Below are 22998 nucleotides of genomic sequence, written 5' to 3' on the forward strand. Positions count from 1 at the left end.
TCGGAAACGACGCGGGGCTGTCATGACAGCCCCGCTTTATGTTGTAGCTGGAAGCCTCAGCCTACGCGGTAGTTAGGGGCTTCTTTGGTGATTTGCACGTCGTGCACGTGGGACTCGGCCATGCCGGCACCGGTGATGCGCACGAACTCCGGCTTGGTGCGCATTTCTTCGATGGTTGCGCTGCCGGTGTAGCCCATGGACGAACGCAGGCCGCCCATCAGCTGGTGGATGATCGCGGCCAGGGCGCCTTTGTAAGGAACGCGGCCTTCGATGCCTTCCGGTACCAGCTTCTCGGCGCCGGCCGAGGAGTCCTGGAAGTAACGGTCGGACGAACCCTGCGCCTGCGCCATGGCGCCCAGCGAGCCCATGCCGCGGTAGGCCTTGTAGGAACGGCCCTGGAACAGCTCGACTTCACCCGGGGCCTCTTCGGTACCGGCGAACATCGAACCCATCATCACGCAGGAAGCACCGGCAACGATGGCCTTGGACAGGTCACCGGAGAAGCGGATACCGCCGTCAGCGATCAGTGGCACACCAGTGCCTTCCAGTGCTGCTGCGACGTTGGCGATGGCGCTGATTTGCGGCACGCCGACACCGGCAACGATACGGGTGGTGCAGATAGAGCCAGGGCCGATACCGACCTTGACCGCGTCGGCACCCGCTTCGGCCAGGGCCTTGGCGGCAGCGCCGGTGGCGATGTTGCCGCCGATCACCTGCACTTGCGGGTAGGTTTCCTTCACCCAGCGTACGCGGTCGATCACACCTTTGGAGTGGCCGTGGGCAGTGTCGACGACGACGACATCAACGCCAGCCGCCACCAGGGCAGCAACGCGCTCGCCGGTGTCCTTGCCGGTGCCGACGGCGGCGCCGACGCGCAGGCGACCCTGGTCGTCCTTGCTGGCCAGCGGGTAAGCCTTGGCCTTTTCGATGTCCTTGACGGTCATCATCCCCTTGAGGTTGAACTTGTCGTCAACGATCAGGACTTTTTCCAGGCGATGCTTGTGCAGCAGCTCGCGAACTTCGTTCTTGTCGGCGCCTTCGCGGACGGTGACCAGGCGCTCTTTCGGCGTCATCACGTCGCGTACCTTGGCGTCCAGGCGATTTTCGAAGCGCACGTCACGGGAGGTGACGATGCCGACCAGGTCGCCGTTCGCCAGTACCGGCACGCCGGAGATGTTGTTCAGGCGGGTCAGCTCGAACAGGTCGCGCACAGTGGCATCGGCGTCGATGGTGATCGGGTCCTTGACCACGCCAGCCTCGAACTTCTTGACCTTGCGCACTTCGCCGGCCTGTTGTTCGATGGTCATGTTCTTGTGGATGATGCCGATACCGCCTTCCTGAGCCATGGCAATGGCCAGACGCGCTTCGGTCACGGTATCCATGGCAGCGGAAACCAGCGGAATGTTCAGCTCGATGCCACGGGTCAAACGGGTCTTGAGACTGACTTCATTGGGCAGTACCTCGGAATAGCCAGGTACAAGGAGGATATCGTCGAAGGTCAGGGCTTCTTGGCTGATACGCAGCATCGCGGGGGCTCCCGGGCGGGAAAAATGGAAGCGCGCCATTATACTCATGCATGGCGCGCCGCTCAATGCAAAATAAGGGCCTTCGGTCAGGCTTGTGGCAGTTTTACCTGCACCACGGCCACCGGCTGGTCGAGCCAGTCGGCGAAGCTGTCGAGAAAGGCCTGGGTGAACCCGGCCTCGCCCCAGTTGTTGAAGATGAACCCCAGGTTGGAAAAGGCACATGGCTGCAGGTAAATGAAGCCATTGATGTCATCTTCGAAGCCGCACAGTGGGCAGGTAAAGTTGTCGCTCACTGCCGGCATCCACTCTTCCAGGCTTTCGAACAACGGCTCACCTACCTCGCGCCGGCACTCCGGGCAACCGGCTTCTTCAAGGAAGCCTTCGGTGGGGGTATAGATGCAGCGTTTGAGCATCACTTCCAGGCCGTTGACCGGTTCGCCGAAGGGCAGTTTTTCCGGGTGCAGGGCCACTTTGCGCGCCCCTGCCGCCAGGGCATGGCCCATGCGGTTACCGGTGCGGCCACAGGTGGTCAGCTGCTCCTCGACGACCTTTTCGCGCACCAGCCAGCGCAGGATGGCGCGGGCACGGGCTTCATGCACCGGGACGGTAGACAGCTTTGGAACGATGATGCTCTGGGTGTTCATGAACGGGACAAGCCTGAGAAACGCCGGTAATGACGCAATTCTACCGCTCAGGCGCTCAGGTAGCGACCAATCAACGCCAGCCCACTGGCCAGCACCAGCCAGGTCACCAGCCGTACGAACGCTTCGCGGGACAACCGGTTGGTCAACCGACGCCCTACCCACAGACCAATGAACATGACAGGCAGCAGGCAGGCGGCGAGCAGCAGCAGGCGTTGGTCGGCATAGACACCGGCAATCAGGAACAGCGACAGACGCACTATCGTACTGCAGCTGATCAGCGCGCTCTGGGTGGCGCGTACCTGTTCCTTCACCTCCAGCCGTGCGCTCAGGTAAAGGGCATAAAGAAACCCGCCGCTGCCGAACAAAGCCCCGAACAAACCGCCTGCCGTGCCCATCGGCACCGCCCAGAAGCCGGACAGGCTCGCTGGCCTCACTTTCACTGCCAGCCCGTAAAGTGCATAGGCAGTCACGAATACCCCCATCAACAGCAGCAACAGGTCGGACTTCAGTTGCAGCAGGAACACCACGCCCAACGTACAACCCAAGGCCATGAAGGGCAGCAGCCGCAGCAATTCACTGCGGACCACATCCCGGCGCGACGGCAGCAGGTTGCCGAACGCGGCCACGAAATCCAGCAGCACCAGCAACGGGATGATGCGTGACAACGGCATGAAGTGAATCAGCACCGGCCCCGCCACCAGTGCAGTACCAAAACCGGCGATGCCGAAGACGATGTAGGCCGCGGCAATGGCGAACAGGATCGGCAGCCAGTCAAGGCCGGAAAACGACAGTTGGGCAAGCATGGCAGCAGTTCCTGGGAAGACAGGCAAAGGTTAGCCAGCCATGAGCCATGCCGACTAATATGCCTTTATCCCAAAAGCCATCTCGAAAAGGCATGACATGACGTCAATCCGACAGTTGCGTTACTTCGTGGAGATCGCCGAGTGCGGCAGTTTCAGCAGTGCAGCCGAGCGCCTGTACGTCGCCCAGTCGGCCCTTAGCCGGCAGATCAAGGAGCTGGAGCAACAACTCGGCACGCCGCTGTTCGAACGCACGGCGCGCCTGCCTCGCCTGACGCTGGCGGGTCAGGCCTTTCTTGAACGGGCGCGACGCTTGCTGGCCGACCTGGCACAGGCCGAGCGGGTTACCCGTGACATTGGCCAAGGGTTGCAAGGCAGCTTGCGCCTGAACCATTCCAGCACCGTGCCACTGACCGGCGGGCTTCTGGCTCGCCTGGGGAACTACCTGAAGCACAACCCAGGGGTTTCGCTGGAGATTGCGCAGCAGTCATCGGAGGCACAGCTGGAAGACATTGCTGCCGGACGGCTGGATATCGGCCTGTTGCGCTTGCCGGTGCTGCGCCAGCATGAAGGCGTGGTGCTGCACGAGTTGTTCGACGAACCCTTGTTGCTGGCGGTCGCCGCTGGACACCCCTTGGCGGGTACTCAGCACGTGCAACTGGAGCAATTGAAGGAAGAGCGCTTCATTTCCATCCCGCACCGGGATCGTGGTGGTTTGAGCTACCTGTCTGCCTCGTTGTGCATGGGGGCAGGGTTCTTCCCGCAGGCGGCGCAGGTACTGTCGCGCAAGACTACGCAGTTGCAGCTGATACAGGCGGGGTTTGGGGTTGCGTTGTTGCCAGAGTGCATGAGGCAGATCGCACCCGCTTCGGTCAGCTTCGTGGCACTGGAAGGAGATTGCCAGAGCACAGTGGCGCTGGCCTGTCGCCGCGATGCGGGGCAGATAGCCCGGCAGTTCGTAACGGCCCTGCAGGCCTGAACCTTGTTCTTCGCCGGTGCACCCGCTCCAACAGGGCCCGGGACAGACAACCGGGGCCGATGTCATTTATGATGCCAGCCATGATCAAAGACCCTTTCGAACGACTCGGGCTGGACCGCGAGGTCCTTACCGTCAGCCAACTCAACGGCCGCGCCCGCGTGCTGCTGGAAGACGTTTTCCGCAGCGTGTGGGTGGAAGGCGAAATCTCCAACCTCGCCCGCCCGGCGTCCGGCCACATGTACTTCACCCTCAAGGACAGCGGCGCCCAGGTGCGTTGTGCGTTGTTCCGGCAGAACGCCACGCGGGTACGCCAGGCGCTGCGCGACGGCCTGGCGGTGCGGGTGCGTGGCAAGGTTTCGCTGTTCGAGGGGCGTGGCGACTACCAGCTGATTCTCGACACCGTCGAGCCAGCCGGTGATGGCGCGCTGCGCCTGGCTTTCGAGGCCCTGAAGGAAAAGCTCGGGGCCGAGGGGCTGTTCAGCGCCGAACGAAAGAAGCCACTGCCGGCTCACCCGCAGCGCATCGGCATCATCACCTCGCCCACTGGCGCGGTGATCCGCGACATCATCAGCGTGTTCGGCCGCCGTGCCCCGCAGGTGGAACTGAACCTGATCCCTACGGCGGTACAGGGCCGCGAAGCCATCGCGCAGATCGTACGCGCCATCCGCCAGGCCGACAGCCTCGGCTTCGATGCGCTGATCCTGGCGCGGGGTGGGGGTTCGCTGGAAGACCTGTGGTGTTTCAACGAGGAAGCCGTGGCGCGTGCCGTGGCCGCCTGCGTCACGCCAATTGTCAGCGCCGTGGGCCATGAAACCGACGTGTCGATCAGCGACTTCGTGGCTGACGTGCGCGCGCCCACCCCGTCTGCGGCCGCCGAGCTGCTGGCCCCTGACAACAGCGGCCTTCGGCAACGCCTAGATGGCCTGCAACGGCGCCTGCTGCTGCGCATGCAGAACCGCCTGACCCACGACCGCCTGCGCCTGGAGTCACTCACCCGGCGCCTGCGCCACCCAGGCGAGCGTTTGCGCCAGCAGGCTCAACGCCTGGACGACCTGGACATGCGCCTGCGTCGCGCGTTCATGCTCAACCTCAACCAGCGCCGCGAACGCCTGGCGCGCCTGGACGCCCGTCTGGCCGCGCAGCATCCGGGGCGTAACCTGAAACTGCTGAACCAGCGCCTGGACAGCCTGGCCGAGCGCCTGCCACGGGCCATGCGCGAGGTGCTCAAGGACCGTCGCCAGCGGTTCCAGGCCCAGTTGCAGACACTGCAGGTGGTCAGTCCGCTGGCCACTCTGGCCCGCGGATACAGCATTTTGCTGGATGAGCAAGGCCAGGCCATTCGCAGCGCCGAACAGACCCGCAATGGCCAACGCCTGACCGCCCGCCTTAACGAAGGCGAGCTGCTGGTGCGGGTCGAAGACAACCACCTGACCCCGGTCACCCTCTCACTACTGGACTGACACATGCCCCGCATGCTCGCGCCCCTGCTTGCCCTTTCCCTGCTGCTGCTGGCCGGCGGCGCCCAGGCCAGCTACATCACCCGCACACTGAACAAACCGGTACCCGGCGGTGTGGCAGTCGTCGACCTGGGCCCCGCCGCCAATGCACCCAGCGCCCGTTTCGACGGCAAGCCGGTGCTGGTGGTGAAGGAGCAGGACAACTGGCTGGCCATCGTCGGCATCCCGCTGACCCAGAAGCCCGGCACCGCAGTGCTGAACCAGGGCGGGCGCACCCTGCCTTTCAGCGTACGCAGCAAGAAGTACCCTGAGCAGCGCATCACCCTGAAGAACACGCGCCAGGTCAACCCGAACTCGGCCGACCTCAAACGCATCGAGCGCGAGCTGGCCGAGCAGATCAAGGCCTACCGCAGCTTCAGCCCGAACCTGCCGAGCAACCTGGTTCTCGACAAGCCGGTCAACGGCCCGCTGTCGAGCAAGTTCGGCGTGCGCCGCTTCTTCAACGGCGAAGAACGCAACCCGCATGCGGGGCTGGATTTTGCGGTGCCGGCAGGCACGCCGATCAAGACACCCGCCAATGGTAAAGTGATTCTGGTGGGGGATTATTTCTTCAACGGCCGCACGGTGTTCGTCGACCATGGGCAGGGCTTTATCAGCATGTTCTGCCACATGTCGAAAATCGATGTGCAGGTCGGCCAGCAACTGCGTCGTGGCGAGGTGGTCGGGCGCGTGGGCTCGACCGGGCGGGCAACCGGGCCGCACATGCACTGGAACGTCAGCCTGAACGATGCGCGGGTGGACCCGGCGATTTTCATTGGCGCGTTCCAGCCCTGAAACTGCGGCGCCTGCTTTGCGGGCACGCCCGCTCCCACAGGTACAGCGAAGCCTTCAGACACAGCACAATACTTGTGGGAGCGGGCATGCCCGCGAAGAGGCCAGCACAGTCGACAGCAGTTCAACTGTGTTGCGCCATCGAAAAATACTGCGCAAACATCAATAAGCGCCCAGCAGATCCAAGCCATAAAATCTCGCCTAATGGCTTTTTTTAAGCATTCCTCTCAATTTTTCCCGAACGCTTGCCATCCCCCACCCCACTGGTTAAGTTTGAAGGCATGAAAACCTTCAGCACCCTCATCCTGCTCCGACAACATCGCAGCCTCTGCCTGGTCAGCGCCCGACTACCAGGCTGAATCGCGTCGCCTCGCCTCTTCATATCGTTATCGCTCGGCAGGTCCGATCTCGGCCGCACACAAAAGGATTGCTTCCATGACCATGCTCAAAGACCCTTCGAAGAAATACCGCGCTTTCCCGACCATCGACCTGCCTGACCGTACCTGGCCGTCGAAGACCATCACCCAGGCACCTATCTGGTGCAGTTCCGACCTGCGTGACGGCAACCAGTCGCTGATAGAGCCGATGGACTCGGAGAAGAAACTGCGCTTCTGGAAGACCTTGGTGCAGGTTGGCGTGAAGGAGATCGAAGCCTCGTTCCCGTCTGCCTCGCAAACCGATTTCGACTTCGTGCGCACCCTGATCGAGGACGGCCACATCCCGGATGACACCACCATCCAGGTGCTCACCCAGGCACGTGAAGACCTGATTGCCCGTACCTTCGAATCACTGCGCGGTGCGAAGAAGGCCATCGTCCACCTGTACAACGCCACCAGCCCGTCGTTCCGCCGCATCGTCTTCAATCAGGACAAGCAAGGCGTGAAGGACATCGCGGTGAACGCGGCCAAGCTGTTCGTCAAGTACGCCGCCCAGCAGCCGGAAACCCAGTGGACCTTCCAGTACTCGCCAGAAACCTTCAGCGCCACTGAAATGGAGTTCGCCAAGGAGGTCTGCGACGCGGTCATCGAGGTGTGGAACCCTACCCCTGAACACAAGATCATCCTCAACCTGCCGGCCACCGTGGAAGTGTCCACGCCAAATATCTACGCCGACCAGATCGAGTGGTTCTGCCGCAACGTCAGCCGCCGCGACAGCGTGATCATCAGCCTGCACTGCCACAACGACCGCGGCACCGGCATCGCTGCCACCGAACTGGGCCTCATGGCCGGCGCCGACCGTGCCGAAGGCTGCCTGTTCGGCAACGGCGAGCGTACCGGTAACGTCGACCTGGTGACCTTGGCACTGAACCTCTACACCCAGGGCATCGACCCGTTGCTGGACTTCTCCGACATCGACGGCGTGCGCAAGGTGGTCGAAGAATGCAACCAGTTGCCGGTACATCCTCGTCACCCCTATGTGGGCGATCTGGTCCATACCGCGTTCTCCGGCTCGCACCAGGACGCCATCCGCAAGGGCTTCGCCAAGCAGCAGGATGGGGAACTGTGGGAGGTGCCTTACCTGCCGATCGACCCGGCCGACATCGGCCGCAGCTACGAAGCGGTAATCCGCGTCAACAGCCAGTCGGGCAAAGGCGGTATCACCTACCTGCTCGAGCAGGAATATGGCATCAGCCTGCCGCGTCGCATGCAGATCGAATTCAGCCAGGTGGTGCAGGGTGAGACTGACCGCCTGGGCCTGGAAATGACCGCCCAGCAGATCTACAGCCTGCTGCACAAGGAATACCTCCAGGCCAACGCGCCATATGCACTGGTCAGCCATCGCCTGCAGGAAGAAAACGGCCACAGCGCCGTGGAAGTGGAAGTTGCCGGTGAAGGCGAAACCACCCTGCACTGGCGCGGCAAGGGCAACGGCGCCCTGGAAGCACTGGTGGCCGGCCTGCCGATTGCCGTGGAGATCATGGACTACAACGAGCATGCGATTGGCGCTGGCACCAATGCCAAGGCAGCTGCCTACATCGAACTGCGCGTGGCCGGTGGCCGCCCGGTACATGGCGTGGGTATCGATGAGAACATCACCACGGCCAGCTTCAAGGCGCTGTTCAGTGCGCTGAACCGCTCGCTGAGCCAGCAGGAAGCCAAGGCGGCCTGAAGCCTGGAATGAGGGATGAGAAAGCCCGCATCGTTTGATGCGGGCTTTTTTTGTGGGCCTGGACTGGCCCATTCGCGGGTAAACCCGCTCCTACGACGGCCTGTGTCCAAAACCCGGTGTGTGTCCACCGCAAATCGGTGCGTAGGAGCGGGTCTACCCGCGAAAGGGCCAGCACAACCACTGCAAATACCCCAGGCAAAAAAAGGGGCGCCGACCAAGCGCCCCACAAGCCGTAAAGCACACAACTGTTTCAGTTAGCGTCCAGCAGCGCCATCGCCTCGGCACTGCACGCTTCGATCCGCGCCCAGTCACCGTTCTTGATCCAGCTGCTGTCGAGCATCCAGGTTCCCCCCACGCACATCACGTTTGGCAGTGCCATGTAGTTGCGCACGTTGGCCGGGTTTACACCACCGGTAGGACAAAAACGAATATCGCCGAACGGGCCACCAAAGGCCTTGATCGCCGCTACGCCGCCGCTGATTTCCGCCGGGAACAACTTGAACCGGCGGTAGCCCAGGGCATAGCCCATCATGATTTCGGACGGCGTGCTGATGCCCGGCAACAGCGGGATTTCACTTTCCACGCCAGCCTCGAGAATGTCCTGGGTAATGCCAGGGGTAACGACGAACTGCGCGCCCGCAGCTTCAACCGCCGCGAACATGCTGCGGTCGAGCACGGTACCGGCGCCGACACACAGCTCCGGGCGCTGCTCACGCAGCACCTGAATGGCCTTGAGGCCATGCTGTGAGCGCAGGGTCACTTCCAGGGTACGGATACCGCCAGCGGCCAGGGCGTCAGCCAGCGGCAGGATGTCTTCCTCACGAGCAATGGTGATTACCGGCAGGATGCGCGCCTTTTTGCAAATGGCGTCGATCCGCGCGGCTTTATCAGCCATCGAGAGCTTGGGCTGTGGGCGTTCAAGGGTGGTCATGACTGTGGATCCTTGGCTCATGGGCACCAGTAGATGTCCAGGGGGTCGTGAAGAAAAGCGCGAATCGGCATTTCAGTAAGGTCGTTGCCCGCCAGCGCGGCGCGCAGGGTAGCGAGTTTGCCCTGGCCCTGCACAGACAGCGCGATGAAGGCCGCGCTGGCCAGCAGCGAACGGGTCATCGACAGGCGCTGGTGCGGCACGCTCGGCGCCAGCATCGGCAGGCAGCGGCGTGGGCCAGCTAGGTCCAGGCCTGCTTCCAGGTTGGGACTGGCGGGGAACAGCGAGGCGGTATGGCCATCGTCGCCCATGCCCAGCACCAGCACGTCGATCGGCGGTAGCTCGGCCAAGGCCTGGTCAGCTTTGAGCGCAGCTGCATCGAGGTTCTCCGCCTGCTGGTACAGGCCAACGAAACGGGCCTTGGCCGCTTCGCCCTTCAACAGGTGACGGGCCAGCAGGCCGGCATTGCTGTCGGCGTGCTCCACCGGCACCCAGCGCTCATCAGCCAGGCTGACAGTGACCTTGGCCCAGTCCAGGTGCTCGCTGGCCAGTTTCTCCAGGAACGGCACCGGGCTGCGGCCGCCAGACAACACCACACAGGCCTGCCCCTTGGCGGCAATCGCGGCGCGCAGGCGCTCAGCCACATCATGAGCCAAGGACACGGACAGTGCCTTGGCATCCGCCAGTTCATGAGCCTTCACGGCCGCTGGCAGTTTCAATTCAGATATCCCCATACCACGCCCTCCCATCGCGTGTGATCAGTGCAATCGAGCTCATCGGCCCCCAGGAGCCCGCCGCGTATGGCTTGGGCGCATCGCCCGCATTACGCCAGCCGGCGATCAACTGGTCGCACCACTTCCAGGCATACTCGATTTCGTCCTTGCGCACGAACAGGTTCTGGTTGCCGCGCATCACTTCGAGCAACAGCCGCTCGTAGGCATCCGGAATTCGTGCACTGCGCCAGGCATCGGAAAAATTCAGCTGCAATGGGCCACTGCGCAGTTGCATGCCCTTGTCCAGGCCCTGCTCCTTGGTCATCACCCGTAAAGAAATGCCTTCGTCCGGTTGCAGGCGGATGATCAGCTTGTTACCGATCTGCAAACGCTGTTCCGGGGCGAAGATGTAGTGCGGCGTTTCCTTGAAGTGAATGACGATCTGCGACAGTTTTTGCGGCATGCGCTTGCCGGTTCGCAGGTAGAACGGCACGCCCGACCAGCGCCAGTTACGGATGTCGGCGCGCAGGGCGACGAAGGTTTCGGTGTCGCTCTGGGCGTTGGCGTTGTCTTCTTCCAGGTAACCCGGCACCGGCTTGCCTTCGCTGTAGCCGGCAATGTACTGGCCGCGCACCACGCTGGTGCTCAGGCCGTCGCCAGTGATCGGTGCCAGGGCTTTGAGCACTTTCACCTTCTCGTCGCGGATGGCATCGGCGGACAGTTCGCTGGGCGGGTCCATGGCGATCAGGCACAGCAACTGCAGCAGGTGATTCTGGATCATGTCGCGCAGTTGGCCGGCCTTGTCGAAATAACCCCAACGGCCCTCGATACCGACCTTTTCCGCGACGGTAATCTCCACATGGGAGATGGAATTCTGGTTCCACTGGGTTTCGAACAGGCTATTGGCGAAGCGCAGGGCAATCAGGTTCTGCACCGTCTCTTTGCCCAGGTAATGGTCAATGCGGTAAACCCGGCTTTCAGGGAAGAACCGCGCCACGGCGTCGTTGACCCGGCGCGACGACTCCAGATCGTGGCCAATAGGTTTCTCGAGCACTACCCGGGTGCGCGCAGCCAGCCCGACCTTGTCGAGGTTTTCGCAGATGGCCCCATACACCGCCGCCGCCGTGGCGAAGTAGGCGATCAGCGGCAGCTCGCCCGGCAGTTGCTCGGCCAGGGCCTGATAGCCCTCGGGCTGAAGGAAGTCCAGGTGCTGGTAATTCAGGCGGGCGAGGAAGCGCCCCAGCGCAGCAGGCTCGATATCTGCCTCGGGCACGTGCCGGCGCAGGTGGGCTTCGATGCTGTCCAGGTGCTCCTGCGCACTGCCGACCTCACGGGCGAGGGCCAGCAGGCGGGTGTCCGGGTGCAACAGGTTGGCCCGGTCGAGCTGGTAGAGCGCAGGAAACAGCTTGCGCAATGCCAGGTCGCCGAGGGCGCCAAACAGGGCAAAGGTGCAAGGTTCGACACTGATTGCAGCCATGATGTTGGTTCTTTCCTAAAGTTGGTCTAGGAATACCGCTTTCACACACGGTTTTCAAGGGATAATGTAGTAAAAACCACAACATTACACACAAGTGTTACAGACAAGTGGTACGCCAACCGCACCGACAGTACGATAGACGACCGTGCAAAAAGCCTGCTGCTCACACAGCCGGCTGTCTTCCCGACCCAAGGACACACCCATGGACCGCGTGCGAAACCTCCTGGAACAGATCCAGGGCCGCCTCGACGAGCTGAACAAGGCCGAACGCAAAGTCGCCGAAGTCATCCTGCTCAACCCGCAACAAGCCACCCGTTTCAGCATCGCTGCGCTGGCCCAGGCGGCCAAGGTCAGCGAACCGACCGTCAACCGCTTCTGCCGCTCGTTCGGCGTCAGCGGCTACCCCGAACTCAAGCTGCAACTGGCGCAGAGCCTGGCCAGTGGTGCCGCCTATGTCAGCCGCGCGGTAGAGGCCGACGATGACCCGGCCGCCTACACCCAGAAGATCTTCGCCAGCGCCATCGCCTCGCTTGACAGCGCCTGCCAGCAACTGGACCCGCAGCAGGTCAGCCGCGCCGTGGACATGATGATCCAGGCCCGGCAGATCCACTTCTTCGGCCTCGGCGCCTCAGCCCCGGTGGCCCTGGATGCGCAGCACAAGTTCTTCCGCTTCAACCTGGCCGTGTCGGCCCACGCCGATGTGCTGATGCAGCGCATGCTGGCCTCGGTCGCCCACACCGGCGATCTGTTCGTGATCATTTCCTACACCGGGCGCACCCGCGAACTGGTCGACGTGGCGCGCCTGGCACGTGAAAACGGCGCTTCGGTGCTGGGCCTCACCGCCGCAGGCTCGCCACTGGCCAATGCCTGCAGCCTGAGCCTGCACATTCCGCTGCCGGAAGATACCGACATCTACATGCCAATGACCTCGCGGATCATCCAGCTGACCGTGCTCGATGTACTGGCCACCGGCATGACCCTGCGCCGCGGCGTGGACTTCCAGCCTCACCTGCGCAAGATCAAGGAAAGCCTCAACGCCAGCCGTTACCCGATCGAGGACGACGACCTCAACTGAGCCGGTGCGCCTGCAAACGCAGGTGCGCACGCTGCCCAGGTGCCAGGCTCAGGCCTTCGCCACTGCCACTGGTCGCCTCGACGCAGACAAAACGCTGCGACTCGCGGCCGGTCACCCCCATCAGCGGGCGATTGCCAGGGTGCCAGACCACGGTGTCGTCGCTGTCACCGGTATCGATGCACAGCTCGCGCTGCCAGGCCGGGTCCTGCAATTGCACCCGTGGCGTACCGGGGTAGACCTTCTGGCAGCCGCCCTTGAGCTTCAGCGCGCCATCTTCACGGCAAGCCTGACGGTTGAGGCGGTCGTAGCCCTCGATGTCTTCCAGACCAGACAGCGCTATCTCGGACACGTCACTGATGCGCCAGTACGCCAGCAGCGCATGGCTCAACTGGCAGGGTTCGCTGTCCTGATGTTCGGTGCTCAGGCTCAGCTCCATGCGGCTACCCAGCCGGGCATGCAGGTCGACCTGCCAGTCGCACAGGTCCAGCCGCCATTTCAGGGTCACGCCCTCCTCGTCCTCACGGCTGTCCACCAGCTTCCAGTCCAGCAACCGCGCCCAACCGTGGGCCGGCCACAGGTCTTCGCTGGGATGACGGCCATACCAGGGCCAGCACACCGGCACACCACCGCGGATCGCCCCCACCTGCGGCCACTGTTCGGCGCACCACAGCCACGGCCGTTCACCCGCTGGTTGAAAGTGCAGCAACTGCGCGCCCTGGCGGCTGAACACCGCCTGGCAACGGGGGTGGTCGATGATCAGGACATCGCGCTGCTGATAACGCTCCCACTCGAATGTCGGCCGGGGCCGCTGCGAGGAGAAGAAGCGATGGAGCGGATGTTCGGGCATGGTTCAGAGCTCTTGTTGTTTGAGATAGCGCTGTCTCGGCCTATCCCCAACACCCACTGCAGACCAGTGGGTGCCGGGAACCGAAAATGGATTGGCGTAAATTTACAACAAGTTGCCTCAGAATGACGACTGAATCTTCAAGCCAGCGACCAGCGCGTTATCCACCTCGTCCACCCCGCCAGGGCTCTTGATGTACTGCAGGTTGGGCCTCACGGTCAGCCAGTTGGTAACGTGGAAGCCGTAGTAGAGCTCTGCGTTGTATTCGGTACGCTGCAGCGGCACGAAACCAGGGTTGTCGTAATCGTTGATGCCGCTCTGTGCGTTGAGCAGTTCGGCGCGCTTCTTCACGTCGTCATTCACATGAATACGCGCCACGCCGAAGCCGATGTCATCCTTGGGCCGGGCGTCGAAAGCGCCTTTGTAGACCAGCCCCACCTGCTGGTAGTTGTCGACCACGTTGGTGGCCTTGTCGTGCACGGTGAAGTTGGCGAACAGGCTGAGGCCCCGGTTGACGTCGCCGCCATGGGCAGTGACCTGCTGCTGCGCCACCACCCACCATCCGTGCTTGCTGGAGTGCGACTTGAAGGCTTCACCTGTCAGCGCCTGCGGGTTGCCGTTGACGTCGTCGTACACATCGTCAGCCTTGGCCGTGCTGTAGTAGTAACCCAGGCGGTACTCGCCCGGCAGGCCATTGACCTTGGGCGACCACACCGCTTCCACCGGCAAGATCGCCCCCTTGGTACCACTGCCGCTGAGCTTGAAGCCGTTGCCGGTTTCCAGGTTGGAAGGGTTCTGCTCGAAGGCCCCGATCTGTACGAAGAACTCCGGCGTGATGTTGTACTTCACCCGCAGCGCCCACTGGCTGACCGGCCAGTTGTACCAGATGCCGCCCACCCAGTTGCCCACCTGCGAGCCGCAGAAGGCCAGGTTCTGGAAGTCGCAAGGGAAGCTGTTGAAGTCCTCGCCCTCGCCAAAACGGCCAAATTTCACGTCCAGCGCGCCGTCGAAGTACTTCTGCTTGATCCACATCTGGGTCAGGCGCCAGGTCTGGCCACGGCCCCACACCTCCTGCACCGAGCTGAACTGCCCGGCGCGCGGGTCGCTGATGCGGTCGTTGGACAGGTTGCGACCGCTTCGCTCGGTGATTGCCAGCTTGAACTCGGCATCATGCCAGCCCAGTATCTTCTGCAAGTCCAGATGCGCGCCGAGGGCGAACTGGTCGCTGTAGCGTGCCGTCTTGTCGTCGTTGTAGCCGCCATGCAGGTTGCCAGCCACCTCACCCACATAATCGAGGGTGAAGTCATAGCCCTTGTCCAGCAACTCGGTCCGGGTGCCGCCCCAGTCGCCGGTCATCCATTTGGATTCGCTGGAAAAAGCCTCGGCAGCCTGTGTACCGCTGCTGCCTACAAGTGCAAGCAAGGCCAGCGATCCCAGTGTCTTGATGCGTTTGCGCTGTTCCATCCCTTTGCGTCCTCTTTTTCTTATTGATGGTGTAGACGAGTCAACGGCCTTTGAAGTGAGCCACGTTGTCCTTTGCGGTTGCGCCAGTACTGGCCAGGTGCAGGCGCTCGCCATTGGCAGCGTCGAACAGCAGCACCCGGGCCGGGTCGAATTGCAGGTTGAGGGTGTCACCCACCCGGCACGCCACATCTGGCGCCAGGCGGCAGCACACCTTGGTCTGGTTGAGCGTGACGAACACCAGCAGGTCCGGCCCGGTGGGCTCTGTCACCTGCACCTCAGCGCGGATAGCCGGCAAACCATTGCCGTCAGCAGCGCCCAGGGCTATCTGCTCAGGGCGGATGCCGAGGATGATCTCGCGCCCCTCAAGCGCGTCAGCAGCCTCCCCCAAGGGCAGTTCGCAGCGCGCCTGGCCGCTGTCGAGCAGCGCCAGCAAGCGGCCATCCTGCCTGGCCAGACGCACCGGAATGAAGTTCATTGGTGGCGAACCGATGAAGCTGGCCACGAACTGGTTGGCCGGGTCGTTGTAGATCTGCTGCGGGGTGCCGAACTGCTGGATGATGCCGTCCTTCATCACCGCCACCTTGTCGCCCAGGGTCATGGCCTCGATCTGGTCATGGGTGACGTACACCGTGGTGGTCTTCAGGCGCTGGTGCATCAACTTCATTTCAGTGCGCATTTCGACCCGCAGCTTGGCGTCGAGGTTGGACAGGGGTTCATCGAACAGGTAGATCTTGGGTCGCCGCGCCAGCGCCCGGCCCATGGCCACACGCTGCTGCTGGCCGCCGGACAGCTGCGCCGGCTTGCGCGCCAGCAAGTGTTCGATCTGCAGCAACTTGGCCACCCGCGCCACTTCCTCGTCGATGGCGGCCTGGGGCAGCTTGCGGATCTTCAGGCCGAACTCGATGTTCTCGCGCACGCTCATGGTGGGGTACAGCGCATAGGACTGGAACACCATGGCGATATCGCGGTCCTTGGGGCTCATGCCACTGACGTCCTGCTCGTCGATGAGGATGGCGCCGCCGGTGATCTGCTCCAGGCCGGCGATACAGTTCATCAAGGTCGACTTGCCGCAGCCCGACGGGCCCACCAGGATCAGGAACTCGCCGTCCTTGATCGACAGCTGGATGTCCTTGAGGGTGTCCGGCAGGCCGCTGCCGTAGGTCTTGTTCACATTGCGAAGTTCGAGCGTTGCCATGGCTTACCCCTTGACCGCGCCGGCCGTCAGCCCGCGCACGAAATATTTGCCTGCCACCACGTAGACCAGCAGGGTTGGCAGGCCAGCGATCATCGCTGCCGCCATGTCGACGTTGTATTCCTTGGCCCCGGTGCTGGTATTGACCAGATTGTTCAGGGCTACGGTGATAGGTTGCGAATCGCCGCTGGAGAACACCACGCCGAACAGGAAGTCGTTCCAGATCTGGGTGAACTGCCAGATCTGGCAGACCATGATGATCGGCGTGGACATCGGCAGGATGATGCGGCGGAAGATGGTGAAGAACCCGGCACCGTCCAACCGCGCGGCCTTGACCAGCGCGTCGGGGATGCTCACGTAGAAGTTGCGGAAGAACAGCGTGGTGAAGGCCAGGCCGTAGACCACATGCACCAGCACCAGGCCACCAGTGGTACTGGCCAGGCCAAGCTTGCCGAGGGTGAACGAGGCCGGCAGCAGCACGGTCTGGAACGGCAGGAAACAGCCGAACAGCAGCAGGCCGAAGAACAGTTGCGAACCTCGGAAGCGCCACATCGACAGCACATAGCCGTTCAGTGCACCAATCGCGGTGGAGATCAGCACCGCGGGCACGGTGATCATGATCGAGTTCCAGAAGTAACCGCTGACCGCTCCCCAGGCCTTGACCCAGCCTATGCCGGTAATCACTGCAGGCCAGCTCAGCAGGTTGCCGGTGGTGATGTCTTCGGGGGTCTTGAAGCTGGTCAGCAGCATCACCACCAGCGGCACAAGATACAGCAGCACGGCGATCAGCAACACGGCATGGATGGCCATGCGGCTGAGGCTGAGCACTGGCTTGTCGACAGGACTATGCATGGCGTTTGCTCCGCAGCTCCGAGTACAGGTAAGGCACGAGGATCGCCAGGATTGCCCCGAGCATCAGGATGGCGCTGGCCGAGCCCATGCCCATCTGGCCGCGGCTGAAGGTGAACGAGTACATGAACATGGCCGGCAAGTCGGAGGAGTAACCCGGGCCGCCGGCCGTCATTGCCGCCACCAGGTCGAAGCTCTTGATGGCAATGTGCGAAAGGATCATCAGCGCGCTGAAGAACACCGGGCGCAGGCTGGGCAGCACCACGGTCCAGTAGATGCGCGGCAGGCTGGCGCCATCCATCTGCGCCGCGCGGATGATCGACGGGTCGACGCCACGCAAGCCGGCAAGGAACATGGCCATGATGAAGCCCGAAGCCTGCCACACGGCCGCGATCACCAGGCAATACACCACCCGGTCGGGATCGATCAGCCAGTCCAGGCGAAAGCCCTCCCAGCCCCAGTCGCGCAGCAGCTTGTCCAGGCCCATGCCCGGGTTGAGCAGCCACTTCCAGGCGGTACCGGTGACGATCATCGACAGTGCCATGGGGTACAGGTAAATGGTGCGAATGAAGCCCTCGCGACGGATGCGCTGGTCCAGCAGCACCGCCAGCAACACACCGATGGCCAGGCTGATGGCGATGAACAGGCCGCCGAACAGAAGCAGGTTCTTGCTCGCCACCCACCAGCGGTCGTTGTCGAACAGACGGGCGTATTGCGCAAGGCCCGCCCACTTGTAGGTGGGCAGAAAGGTCGAGGTGGTGAAGGACAGCACGAAGGTCCAGAGGATGTAGCCGTAGAAGCCCACCAGGACGATGAACATGCTGGGTGCCAGCACCAGCTTGGGCAGCCAGCGCTGAAGCGCGTCCAGGGGTGAGGCCCGCAGTTGGGCGGTGGTCGTTGTCATGTATTGGATCCCGAGGTAGTGGCGATGCTACGCACCGCTTCGCGGGCAAGCCCGCTCCCACAGGTCCGGCGTCATGACCAGGAACAGTGGTGAGCAGGGCCCATCTGGGAGCGGGCGTGCCCGCGAACAGCCGTTACTGGGCAGCCTTGATAGCCGCCGCCAGCTTCTTCGCCGCATCGGCCGGGTCGGCCTTGGGGTCGTTGATGTAGTTGGTCACCACATCGAAGAACGCGCCCTGCACGGCCAGCGTGGTGGCCATGTTGTGCGCCATGCTCGGTTGCAGGCCGCCCGTTTTGGCGTCGGCCAGGAAGTCCTTGGCGGAGGTTTGAGCACAGGCATCGAAACCATACTTGCCCATGTCGGCAAGCATGTCGTTGCGTACCGGGATCGAACCCTTGTTGATGCTGAAGACCTTCTGGAAGTCCTCACCCAGCACCTTGCGGGCGATGTCCTGCTGACCAGCAGAGGTGCCAGCGTTGTTCTGCTTGAACACCACCAACGAGTCGATGTTGTACAGGAAGGACTTGTCAGTACCGGGGAACGGCACGCACTGGTAATCCTTGCCAGCAGTTTTCTTCGCCAGGGTCCATTCGCTCTTGGCCCAGTCGCCCATGATCTGCATGCCGGCCTTGCCGTTAATGACCTTGGCGGCTTCCAGGTTCCAGTCCTGGCCCTTGCCGTCCGGGTCCATGTAGGTGGCGACCTTCTTCAGCTCGGTCAGCGCCTTGACCATCTGCGGCCCGGTCAGCGTTGCGCTGTCGAGGTCGACCAAGGCCTTCTTGTAGCCATCGACGCCCATCACCGACAGCACCACGCTTTCGAACACGGTGCTGTCCTGCCAGGGTTGCCCACCATGGGCGAGCGGGATGAAACCGGCAGCCTTGAGCTTGTCGGCGGCGGCGTAGAATTCGTCGAGGGTGGTGGGCGCCTTGTCGATGCCGGCTTTTTTGAACACCTCGGGGTTGATCCACAGCCAGTTGATGCGGTGGATATTCACCGGTACGGCAACGTAGTCACCGTCGTACTTCACGGTGTCGGCCACTTTCTTGTCGAGCAGCGAGTCCCACTTTCCTTCCTTGGCCACATCCTTGAGCACATCGGCGTCGAGCAGGCCGGTGGCCGCCCAGTCCTGGATGTCCGGGCCTTTGATCTGCGCGACGCCCGGCGGGTTGCCGGCCACTGCGCGGCTTTTGAGCACGGTCATGGCCGTTGCACCACCGCCGCCGGCGACGGCGCCGTCCTTCCAGATGAAGCCGTCTTTTTCGACCTGGGCCTTGAGCACATCGACCGCCGCTTTTTCACCACCAGAGGTCCACCAGTGCACCACTTCGACACTGCCTTTGGCGTCAGCAGCCTGGGCACCCAAGGGGATTAACGAGGCAAAGGAAATTGCGGCAGCGAGACGGAGCGTGGAATTCATCGGAGCACCTTTCTTGTTGTTATGCCGTGCAAGTCGATCGCTTGCGTAGCATGAAGTCTAAACAGCGTGCCCGCCTCGTCAGGTAACGAAGCGATGCGTGAATGTCATCGTTTGGTTACATTGCCGGCCAGGTTGCTGGCCAGGCTGGGTGCCAGGGGCAAACCTGGCAGCAGCAGCGCCTGGTAGGCGTGATAGAGGTCGGGCTTGCCCGGCCAGAGGGACCCGGCCGGCTGGTTGTGCGCATCGAGTTCGTGGTGCCAGCTGCCGCCAATGGGGTCGATGAAATGGTTGGCGATAAAGCCCCAGCAGCAGCGGTACCACTGTTCGTAATGCGCCTCGCCGGTGCGTTGCAACAGGGCTGCCGCAGCCGCGCAAGCCTCAGCGTGCACCCAGTGCAATCGTGCATGCACCACCGGGCGATCAGCCCAGTCCAGCGTATAGACGAAACCCGGTTCGCCATCGACGTTCCAGGCCTGTTGGCAGGCTGTGTCGAACAATGCGCGGGCACTGTCCGGCAGCCATTGCGGGGCGTACAGGCCGGCCCGTTCAAGGCTTGCTTCCAGGTGCAACAGCAACCGCGCCCACTCCAGGGCATGCCCGGGTGTAGTGCCATAAGGCCGGAAGGGGTCGGCGGGGTGTTCGAGGTTGTAATCCGGCAGCGGCTGCCAATGGACATCGAAATGCTCGATCACCCGATAGCCGTTGGCGGTGGCATGGGTATGGATGATGCGTTCGGCGATACGCAAGGCACGTTGCAGCCACAGGCCGTTGCCGGTGACGTCTGCCAACGCCAGGAAGGCCTCGGTCGCGTGCATGTTGCTGTTGGCGCCCCGGTACTGCTCGGGGAGCTGCCAGGCGCGGGAGAAGGTTTCCCGCAGAGCACCTTCGTCTTCGCTCCAGAAATGCGCTTCGATCACCTGGATTGCGTCTGCCAATAGCGTATTGGCGTCGACAGCGCCGGCCACCACCGCCGAGCTGGCGGCCAGCGCGACGAAGGCATGCAGGTACGCCGCCTTGCCGCTATCGTCGTGGCCGCCAGGATGGGCGAACCAACCGCCGTGGGTGGCATCCTGCATGGCACCGCGCAGTGCTGCCACACCGTGCTCGGCATAGGCCAGGCTACCGGGGATGCCCTGCAGGTGGGCCAGGGCAAAGCAATGGGTCATGCGGGCGGTGTTGATGGTTTCGGCACGGGCACCGGGGGCGAGTTGCCCATTGGCATCCAGGTTACCGAAACCGTCGGGTAGTTTCGCGGCCTTGGCAAAGGCCAGCAGGCGCTGTGCTTCAGCCAGGCGCCAGGCGGTGTGGGCCGGGGCATTGAGCCAACTGTTCACATACAGGTTGAGGGGGGTCATGGGCCAGCTTGATCCTTGCCAGTCGTTTGCGAATTCTAGCCAGCGGGGTCATGGCGGATGTCACGAAGGACGACGGGATTGTCACTGGACAGTGACATTTCGCCTGCCTGTATTGGCCTCTTCGCGGGCGCGCCCGCTCCCACAAAGACTGCACAGCCTTCCAGGTTTACGCTGTACCTGTGGGAGCGGGCTTGCCCGCGAAGAGGCCCGCACTGGCACCCCAAAAACTCAATCCATACCACGCGGCAGATACAGGGTCACCCGCAGCCCGCCCTCCCGCAGGTTCAACAAGCTCACCTCGCCCCCATGGCTATGGGCGATGTTGCGCGCAATGCCCAACCCCAGCCCATACCCCTGCTGCTGCCCGGCCAGCCGGAAATGCGGCTCGAACACCTGTTCCAGCTGCTGCTGCGGCACCCCGGGCCCCTGGTCATCCACCTGCAGCACAAAACCCTCTGCCCCGTCGATGATGCGCAGCCGCGCCCGTTCGCCGTACTTGATGGCGTTGTCGATCAGGTTACCGATGCAGCGACGCAACGCCAGCGGCTTGCCCGGGTATGGCGCCAGCGCCTGGCCCTCGACGGTGATGCGACCATCGCCCAGGTAAGGCTCGGCCAGAATCTCCAGCACCTGGTTAAGGTCGACCGGCTCGATGTTTTCGTGGATGTCGGTGTCCTTTACGCACTGCAAGGCGCCTTTGACCAGCAACTCCAGCTCGTCCAGGTCCTGGCTGAACTTGGCCTGCAGGCGCTCGTCCTCCAGCAGTTCGACGCGCAGGCGCAGGCGCGTGATCGGCGTGCGCAGGTCGTGGGAAATGGCGCTGAACAGCTGGCTGCGTTCGGTCAGGTAACGGCTGATACGCTCGCGCATGCTGTTGAATGCCCGGCTCACCTCAACCACTTCGCTGCCGCCAGCTTCAGCCACTGGCGCCACATCGGCACCCAGCGACATCTCTCGGGCGGCCCGCGCCAGGCGCTTCAGTGGCCAGCTTTGCCAATGCACCAGCAAGCCGATGAACAGCAACAGCAAGGCCGTGGTCAGCACGATGAAGCCAATCTGCTGGCGCGGCAGGCGTTCGGCTTCCAGCCCCGTGTACGGTTCGGGCAACAGCGAGGCGATGTACAACCATTCGCCCTCGCCCAAGCGGATCTGCGTGACCAGTACCGGGGGTTTCAGCGGTTCCAGGGTCAGCGAATAATGGGCCCATGAGCGCGGCAGTTCGTCGAGTTTGAGGCCGCTGTTGAAGATGCGCAGGTCGTCAGGCCCGACAAACTCCACGGAAATTTCCATCTGCGAACCCAGACGCTCGTGCAGCACCTGCTGGAACACATCAATCACCGCCTGCTTGCGAGGGGTGATGGGCAGTGCCTGCATGTCCAGCGGCGTGGCGTTGAGCGACACGAAGAAACGCGTGCCGCCCATGCTGCGCAATTGGTCGAGCACCAGCGGCCGGTAGGCCACCGGCAGCGAGCGGAAGTAACTGACGCTGGCACTCATGGAATGCGCCAGGCTGCTGGCGCTGGCACGCAGCCCCTGAAGCTGGCTGGCGCGCAGCTGAGATACCCAGATAATGCTGGCCAACCCCTGGGCCAGCAGGACAACCAGCAAGGTCAGCAGCAGCATCCGCCCCAGCAAGGAGCGCGGCAGCAGGCGCCAGCGCCGCTCAGGGCGCACAGCAGACATGTGCCGCCAACAAGTAGCCACTGCCGCGCACCGTGCGGATCAGCCGGGGAGGCTTGTCGGTATCGCGCAGGCGCTGGCGCAGACGGCTGACCGCCATGTCGACGATACGGTCCAACGGCATCGGTTCGCGACCACGGGTGGCGTTGCCGATGGTGTCGCGGTCGAGGATTTGCTGCGGGTGATCGAGGAACAGTTTGAGCAGGGCAAAGTCGGCGCCGGAGAGGATCACCTCCTCTCCATCACGGTGGAACAGGCGGTGGCTGACCGTGTCCAGGCGCCAGTCGTCGAAGGCCAGCACGGCGTTGCCCGGCGCCGTCTGGCCGAACTCGGTGCGACGCAACAAAGCCTTGATTCGCGCTTGCAGTTCGCGGGGGCTGAACGGCTTGCCCAGATAGTCGTCAGCGCCCAGCTCCAGGCCGATGACCCGGTCGGCCTCGTCCGAACTGGCGGTGAGCATGATGATAGGTACGCGCGCCTGGCGAGGGTGCTGGCGCACCCAGCGGCACAAGCTGAAGCCGTCTTCGTCGGGCAACATGACGTCAAGAATGACCAGGTCGCAGGGCGTGGTTTCCAGCGCGTGGCGAAAGCCCTTGCCGTCAGCCTCGGCATGCACCTGGAAGCCGGATCGGCTCAGGTAGGTTTGCAGCAGTTCACGGATTTCCTGGTCGTCGTCGACCATCAGGATCGATTTGCCGGCAGTGCTCAAGGTGGTCCTTCCTCTTGTTGATTACAGGTCTTTTTGCCTGCT

General features: G+C 63.0%; 20 protein-coding genes. 5 read left to right on the forward strand and 15 right to left on the reverse strand.

From position 1 onward, the window contains the following. Positions 1-56: 56 nt before the first annotated feature. The 3 genes from guaB to ACF8O8_RS01695 form a co-directional block, all read right to left on the reverse strand. Positions 57-1526 carry an IMP dehydrogenase gene (guaB, locus tag ACF8O8_RS01685; RefSeq protein ID WP_003255025.1) on the reverse strand — a complete coding sequence of 490 codons (1470 nt, stop codon included), beginning with the start codon at positions 1524-1526 and terminating at the stop codon, positions 57-59. A gap of 86 nt (positions 1527-1612) precedes the next feature. Then, positions 1613-2170: a hypothetical protein gene (locus ACF8O8_RS01690; RefSeq protein ID WP_003255027.1), complete on the reverse strand. Its 558-nt coding sequence runs from the start codon at positions 2168-2170 to the stop codon at positions 1613-1615. Positions 2171-2217: 47 nt separating this feature from the next. Then, entirely contained in the window at positions 2218-2973 is a 756-nt protein-coding gene (locus ACF8O8_RS01695) for a sulfite exporter TauE/SafE family protein (protein WP_010952208.1), read from the reverse strand. 97 nt (positions 2974-3070) lie between these two features. On the opposite strand from ACF8O8_RS01695, the gene ACF8O8_RS01700 reads away from it, so the two are divergent. From ACF8O8_RS01700 to leuA, 4 genes are all read left to right on the forward strand, one after another. Next, the gene (locus ACF8O8_RS01700; RefSeq protein ID WP_064493198.1) at positions 3071-3949 is read left to right on the forward strand and encodes a LysR family transcriptional regulator; all 879 of its coding nucleotides are present in this window, start codon (positions 3071-3073) and stop codon (positions 3947-3949) included. An 80-nt stretch (positions 3950-4029) separates the two neighbouring features. Further along, entirely contained in the window at positions 4030-5409 is a 1380-nt protein-coding gene (gene xseA, locus ACF8O8_RS01705) for an exodeoxyribonuclease VII large subunit (RefSeq protein ID WP_392509158.1), read from the forward strand. 3 nt (positions 5410-5412) lie between these two features. Continuing rightward, complete coding sequence (locus tag ACF8O8_RS01710; protein WP_392509159.1) at positions 5413-6240, forward strand: peptidoglycan DD-metalloendopeptidase family protein; 828 nt, start codon at positions 5413-5415, stop codon at positions 6238-6240. A 432-nt stretch (positions 6241-6672) separates the two neighbouring features. Further along, positions 6673-8346, forward strand: a complete 1674-nt coding sequence (gene leuA, locus ACF8O8_RS01715; protein ID WP_010952204.1) for a 2-isopropylmalate synthase — start codon at positions 6673-6675, stop codon at positions 8344-8346. Between the two features lie 250 nt (positions 8347-8596). Here the strand turns inward: leuA and ACF8O8_RS01720 are convergent, their stop codons facing one another. From ACF8O8_RS01720 to zwf, 3 genes are read right to left on the reverse strand one after another with little or no spacing between them, the layout of a single operon-like run. Next, positions 8597-9277 (reverse strand): bifunctional 4-hydroxy-2-oxoglutarate aldolase/2-dehydro-3-deoxy-phosphogluconate aldolase, encoded by a 681-nt coding sequence (locus ACF8O8_RS01720; protein WP_392509160.1) that lies wholly within the window; start codon positions 9275-9277, stop codon positions 8597-8599. A 17-nt stretch (positions 9278-9294) separates the two neighbouring features. Continuing rightward, positions 9295-10008: a 6-phosphogluconolactonase gene (gene pgl, locus ACF8O8_RS01725; protein WP_049588484.1), complete on the reverse strand. Its 714-nt coding sequence runs from the start codon at positions 10006-10008 to the stop codon at positions 9295-9297. Further along, on the reverse strand, positions 9995-11464 hold the full coding sequence (gene zwf, locus ACF8O8_RS01730) for a glucose-6-phosphate dehydrogenase (protein WP_010952201.1): 1470 nt from the start codon (positions 11462-11464) through the stop codon (positions 9995-9997). Before zwf ends, pgl begins: the two co-directional genes overlap by 14 nt. A gap of 211 nt (positions 11465-11675) precedes the next feature. On the opposite strand from zwf, the gene hexR reads away from it, so the two are divergent. After that, positions 11676-12539, forward strand: a complete 864-nt coding sequence (hexR, locus tag ACF8O8_RS01735; RefSeq protein ID WP_198748214.1) for a DNA-binding transcriptional regulator HexR — start codon at positions 11676-11678, stop codon at positions 12537-12539. Here the strand turns inward: hexR and ACF8O8_RS01740 are convergent. The 9 genes from ACF8O8_RS01740 to gltR all read right to left on the reverse strand — a co-directional run bounded on the left by ACF8O8_RS01740 (position 12532) and on the right by gltR (position 22956). Next, a complete protein-coding gene (locus ACF8O8_RS01740) occupies positions 12532-13386 on the reverse strand; it encodes a D-hexose-6-phosphate mutarotase (protein ID WP_003255044.1) in 855 nt (284 codons plus the stop codon). The genes hexR and ACF8O8_RS01740 overlap by 8 nt on opposite strands. Positions 13387-13503: 117 nt before the next feature. Further along, on the reverse strand, positions 13504-14847 hold the full coding sequence (locus ACF8O8_RS01745) for a carbohydrate porin (protein WP_392509161.1): 1344 nt from the start codon (positions 14845-14847) through the stop codon (positions 13504-13506). 40 nt (positions 14848-14887) lie between these two features. Further along, entirely contained in the window at positions 14888-16042 is a 1155-nt protein-coding gene (locus ACF8O8_RS01750; protein ID WP_003255047.1) for an ABC transporter ATP-binding protein, read from the reverse strand. 3 nt (positions 16043-16045) lie between these two features. Then, the gene (locus ACF8O8_RS01755) at positions 16046-16891 is read right to left on the reverse strand and encodes a carbohydrate ABC transporter permease (protein WP_392509162.1); all 846 of its coding nucleotides are present in this window, start codon (positions 16889-16891) and stop codon (positions 16046-16048) included. Beyond that, on the reverse strand, positions 16884-17792 hold the full coding sequence (locus tag ACF8O8_RS01760) for a carbohydrate ABC transporter permease (protein ID WP_003255050.1): 909 nt from the start codon (positions 17790-17792) through the stop codon (positions 16884-16886). The genes ACF8O8_RS01755 and ACF8O8_RS01760 overlap by 8 nt, the downstream gene beginning before the upstream one ends. 133 nt (positions 17793-17925) lie before the next feature. Continuing rightward, a complete protein-coding gene (locus tag ACF8O8_RS01765; RefSeq protein ID WP_010952197.1) occupies positions 17926-19212 on the reverse strand; it encodes an ABC transporter substrate-binding protein in 1287 nt (428 codons plus the stop codon). Positions 19213-19316: 104 nt separating this feature from the next. After that, positions 19317-20567 carry an AGE family epimerase/isomerase gene (locus tag ACF8O8_RS01770; RefSeq protein WP_392509163.1) on the reverse strand — a complete coding sequence of 417 codons (1251 nt, stop codon included), beginning with the start codon at positions 20565-20567 and terminating at the stop codon, positions 19317-19319. Positions 20568-20795: 228 nt separating this feature from the next. After that, positions 20796-22250, reverse strand: a complete 1455-nt coding sequence (locus tag ACF8O8_RS01775; protein WP_392509164.1) for an ATP-binding protein — start codon at positions 22248-22250, stop codon at positions 20796-20798. Then, the gene (gene gltR / locus ACF8O8_RS01780; protein WP_010952194.1) at positions 22231-22956 is read right to left on the reverse strand and encodes a two-component system response regulator GltR; all 726 of its coding nucleotides are present in this window, start codon (positions 22954-22956) and stop codon (positions 22231-22233) included. Before gltR ends, ACF8O8_RS01775 begins: the two co-directional genes overlap by 20 nt. Positions 22957-22998 lie beyond the last annotated feature (42 nt).

It is taken from the genome of Pseudomonas sp. TYF_14 (genome assembly GCF_043105275.1).
Taxonomy (GTDB): Bacteria; Pseudomonadota; Gammaproteobacteria; order Pseudomonadales; family Pseudomonadaceae; genus Aquipseudomonas; species Aquipseudomonas alloputida.

What these genes read in the sequence shown, in the direction of transcription:
- ACF8O8_RS01740 (WP_003255044.1), bottom strand. Translation starts at nt 13,386, where the DNA reads ATGCCCGAACATCCGCTCCATCGCTTCTTCTCCTCGCAGCGGCCCCGG.
- ACF8O8_RS01745 (WP_392509161.1), bottom strand. Translation starts at nt 14,847, where the DNA reads ATGGAACAGCGCAAACGCATCAAGACACTGGGATCGCTGGCCTTGCTT.
- ACF8O8_RS01720 (WP_392509160.1), bottom strand. Translation starts at nt 9,277, where the DNA reads ATGACCACCCTTGAACGCCCACAGCCCAAGCTCTCGATGGCTGATAAA.
- ACF8O8_RS01770 (WP_392509163.1), bottom strand. Translation starts at nt 20,567, where the DNA reads ATGACCCCCCTCAACCTGTATGTGAACAGTTGGCTCAATGCCCCGGCC.
- ACF8O8_RS01750 (WP_003255047.1), bottom strand. Translation starts at nt 16,042, where the DNA reads ATGGCAACGCTCGAACTTCGCAATGTGAACAAGACCTACGGCAGCGGC.
- ACF8O8_RS01755 (WP_392509162.1), bottom strand. Translation starts at nt 16,891, where the DNA reads ATGCATAGTCCTGTCGACAAGCCAGTGCTCAGCCTCAGCCGCATGGCC.
- guaB (WP_003255025.1), bottom strand. Translation starts at nt 1,526, where the DNA reads ATGCTGCGTATCAGCCAAGAAGCCCTGACCTTCGACGATATCCTCCTT.
- ACF8O8_RS01760 (WP_003255050.1), bottom strand. Translation starts at nt 17,792, where the DNA reads ATGACAACGACCACCGCCCAACTGCGGGCCTCACCCCTGGACGCGCTT.
- ACF8O8_RS01765 (WP_010952197.1), bottom strand. Translation starts at nt 19,212, where the DNA reads ATGAATTCCACGCTCCGTCTCGCTGCCGCAATTTCCTTTGCCTCGTTA.
- ACF8O8_RS01700 (WP_064493198.1), top strand. Translation starts at nt 3,071, where the DNA reads ATGACGTCAATCCGACAGTTGCGTTACTTCGTGGAGATCGCCGAGTGC.
- ACF8O8_RS01690 (WP_003255027.1), bottom strand. Translation starts at nt 2,170, where the DNA reads ATGAACACCCAGAGCATCATCGTTCCAAAGCTGTCTACCGTCCCGGTG.
- xseA (WP_392509158.1), top strand. Translation starts at nt 4,030, where the DNA reads ATGATCAAAGACCCTTTCGAACGACTCGGGCTGGACCGCGAGGTCCTT.
- ACF8O8_RS01695 (WP_010952208.1), bottom strand. Translation starts at nt 2,973, where the DNA reads ATGCTTGCCCAACTGTCGTTTTCCGGCCTTGACTGGCTGCCGATCCTG.
- ACF8O8_RS01710 (WP_392509159.1), top strand. Translation starts at nt 5,413, where the DNA reads ATGCCCCGCATGCTCGCGCCCCTGCTTGCCCTTTCCCTGCTGCTGCTG.
- leuA (WP_010952204.1), top strand. Translation starts at nt 6,673, where the DNA reads ATGACCATGCTCAAAGACCCTTCGAAGAAATACCGCGCTTTCCCGACC.
- pgl (WP_049588484.1), bottom strand. Translation starts at nt 10,008, where the DNA reads ATGGGGATATCTGAATTGAAACTGCCAGCGGCCGTGAAGGCTCATGAA.
- ACF8O8_RS01775 (WP_392509164.1), bottom strand. Translation starts at nt 22,250, where the DNA reads ATGTCTGCTGTGCGCCCTGAGCGGCGCTGGCGCCTGCTGCCGCGCTCC.
- zwf (WP_010952201.1), bottom strand. Translation starts at nt 11,464, where the DNA reads ATGGCTGCAATCAGTGTCGAACCTTGCACCTTTGCCCTGTTTGGCGCC.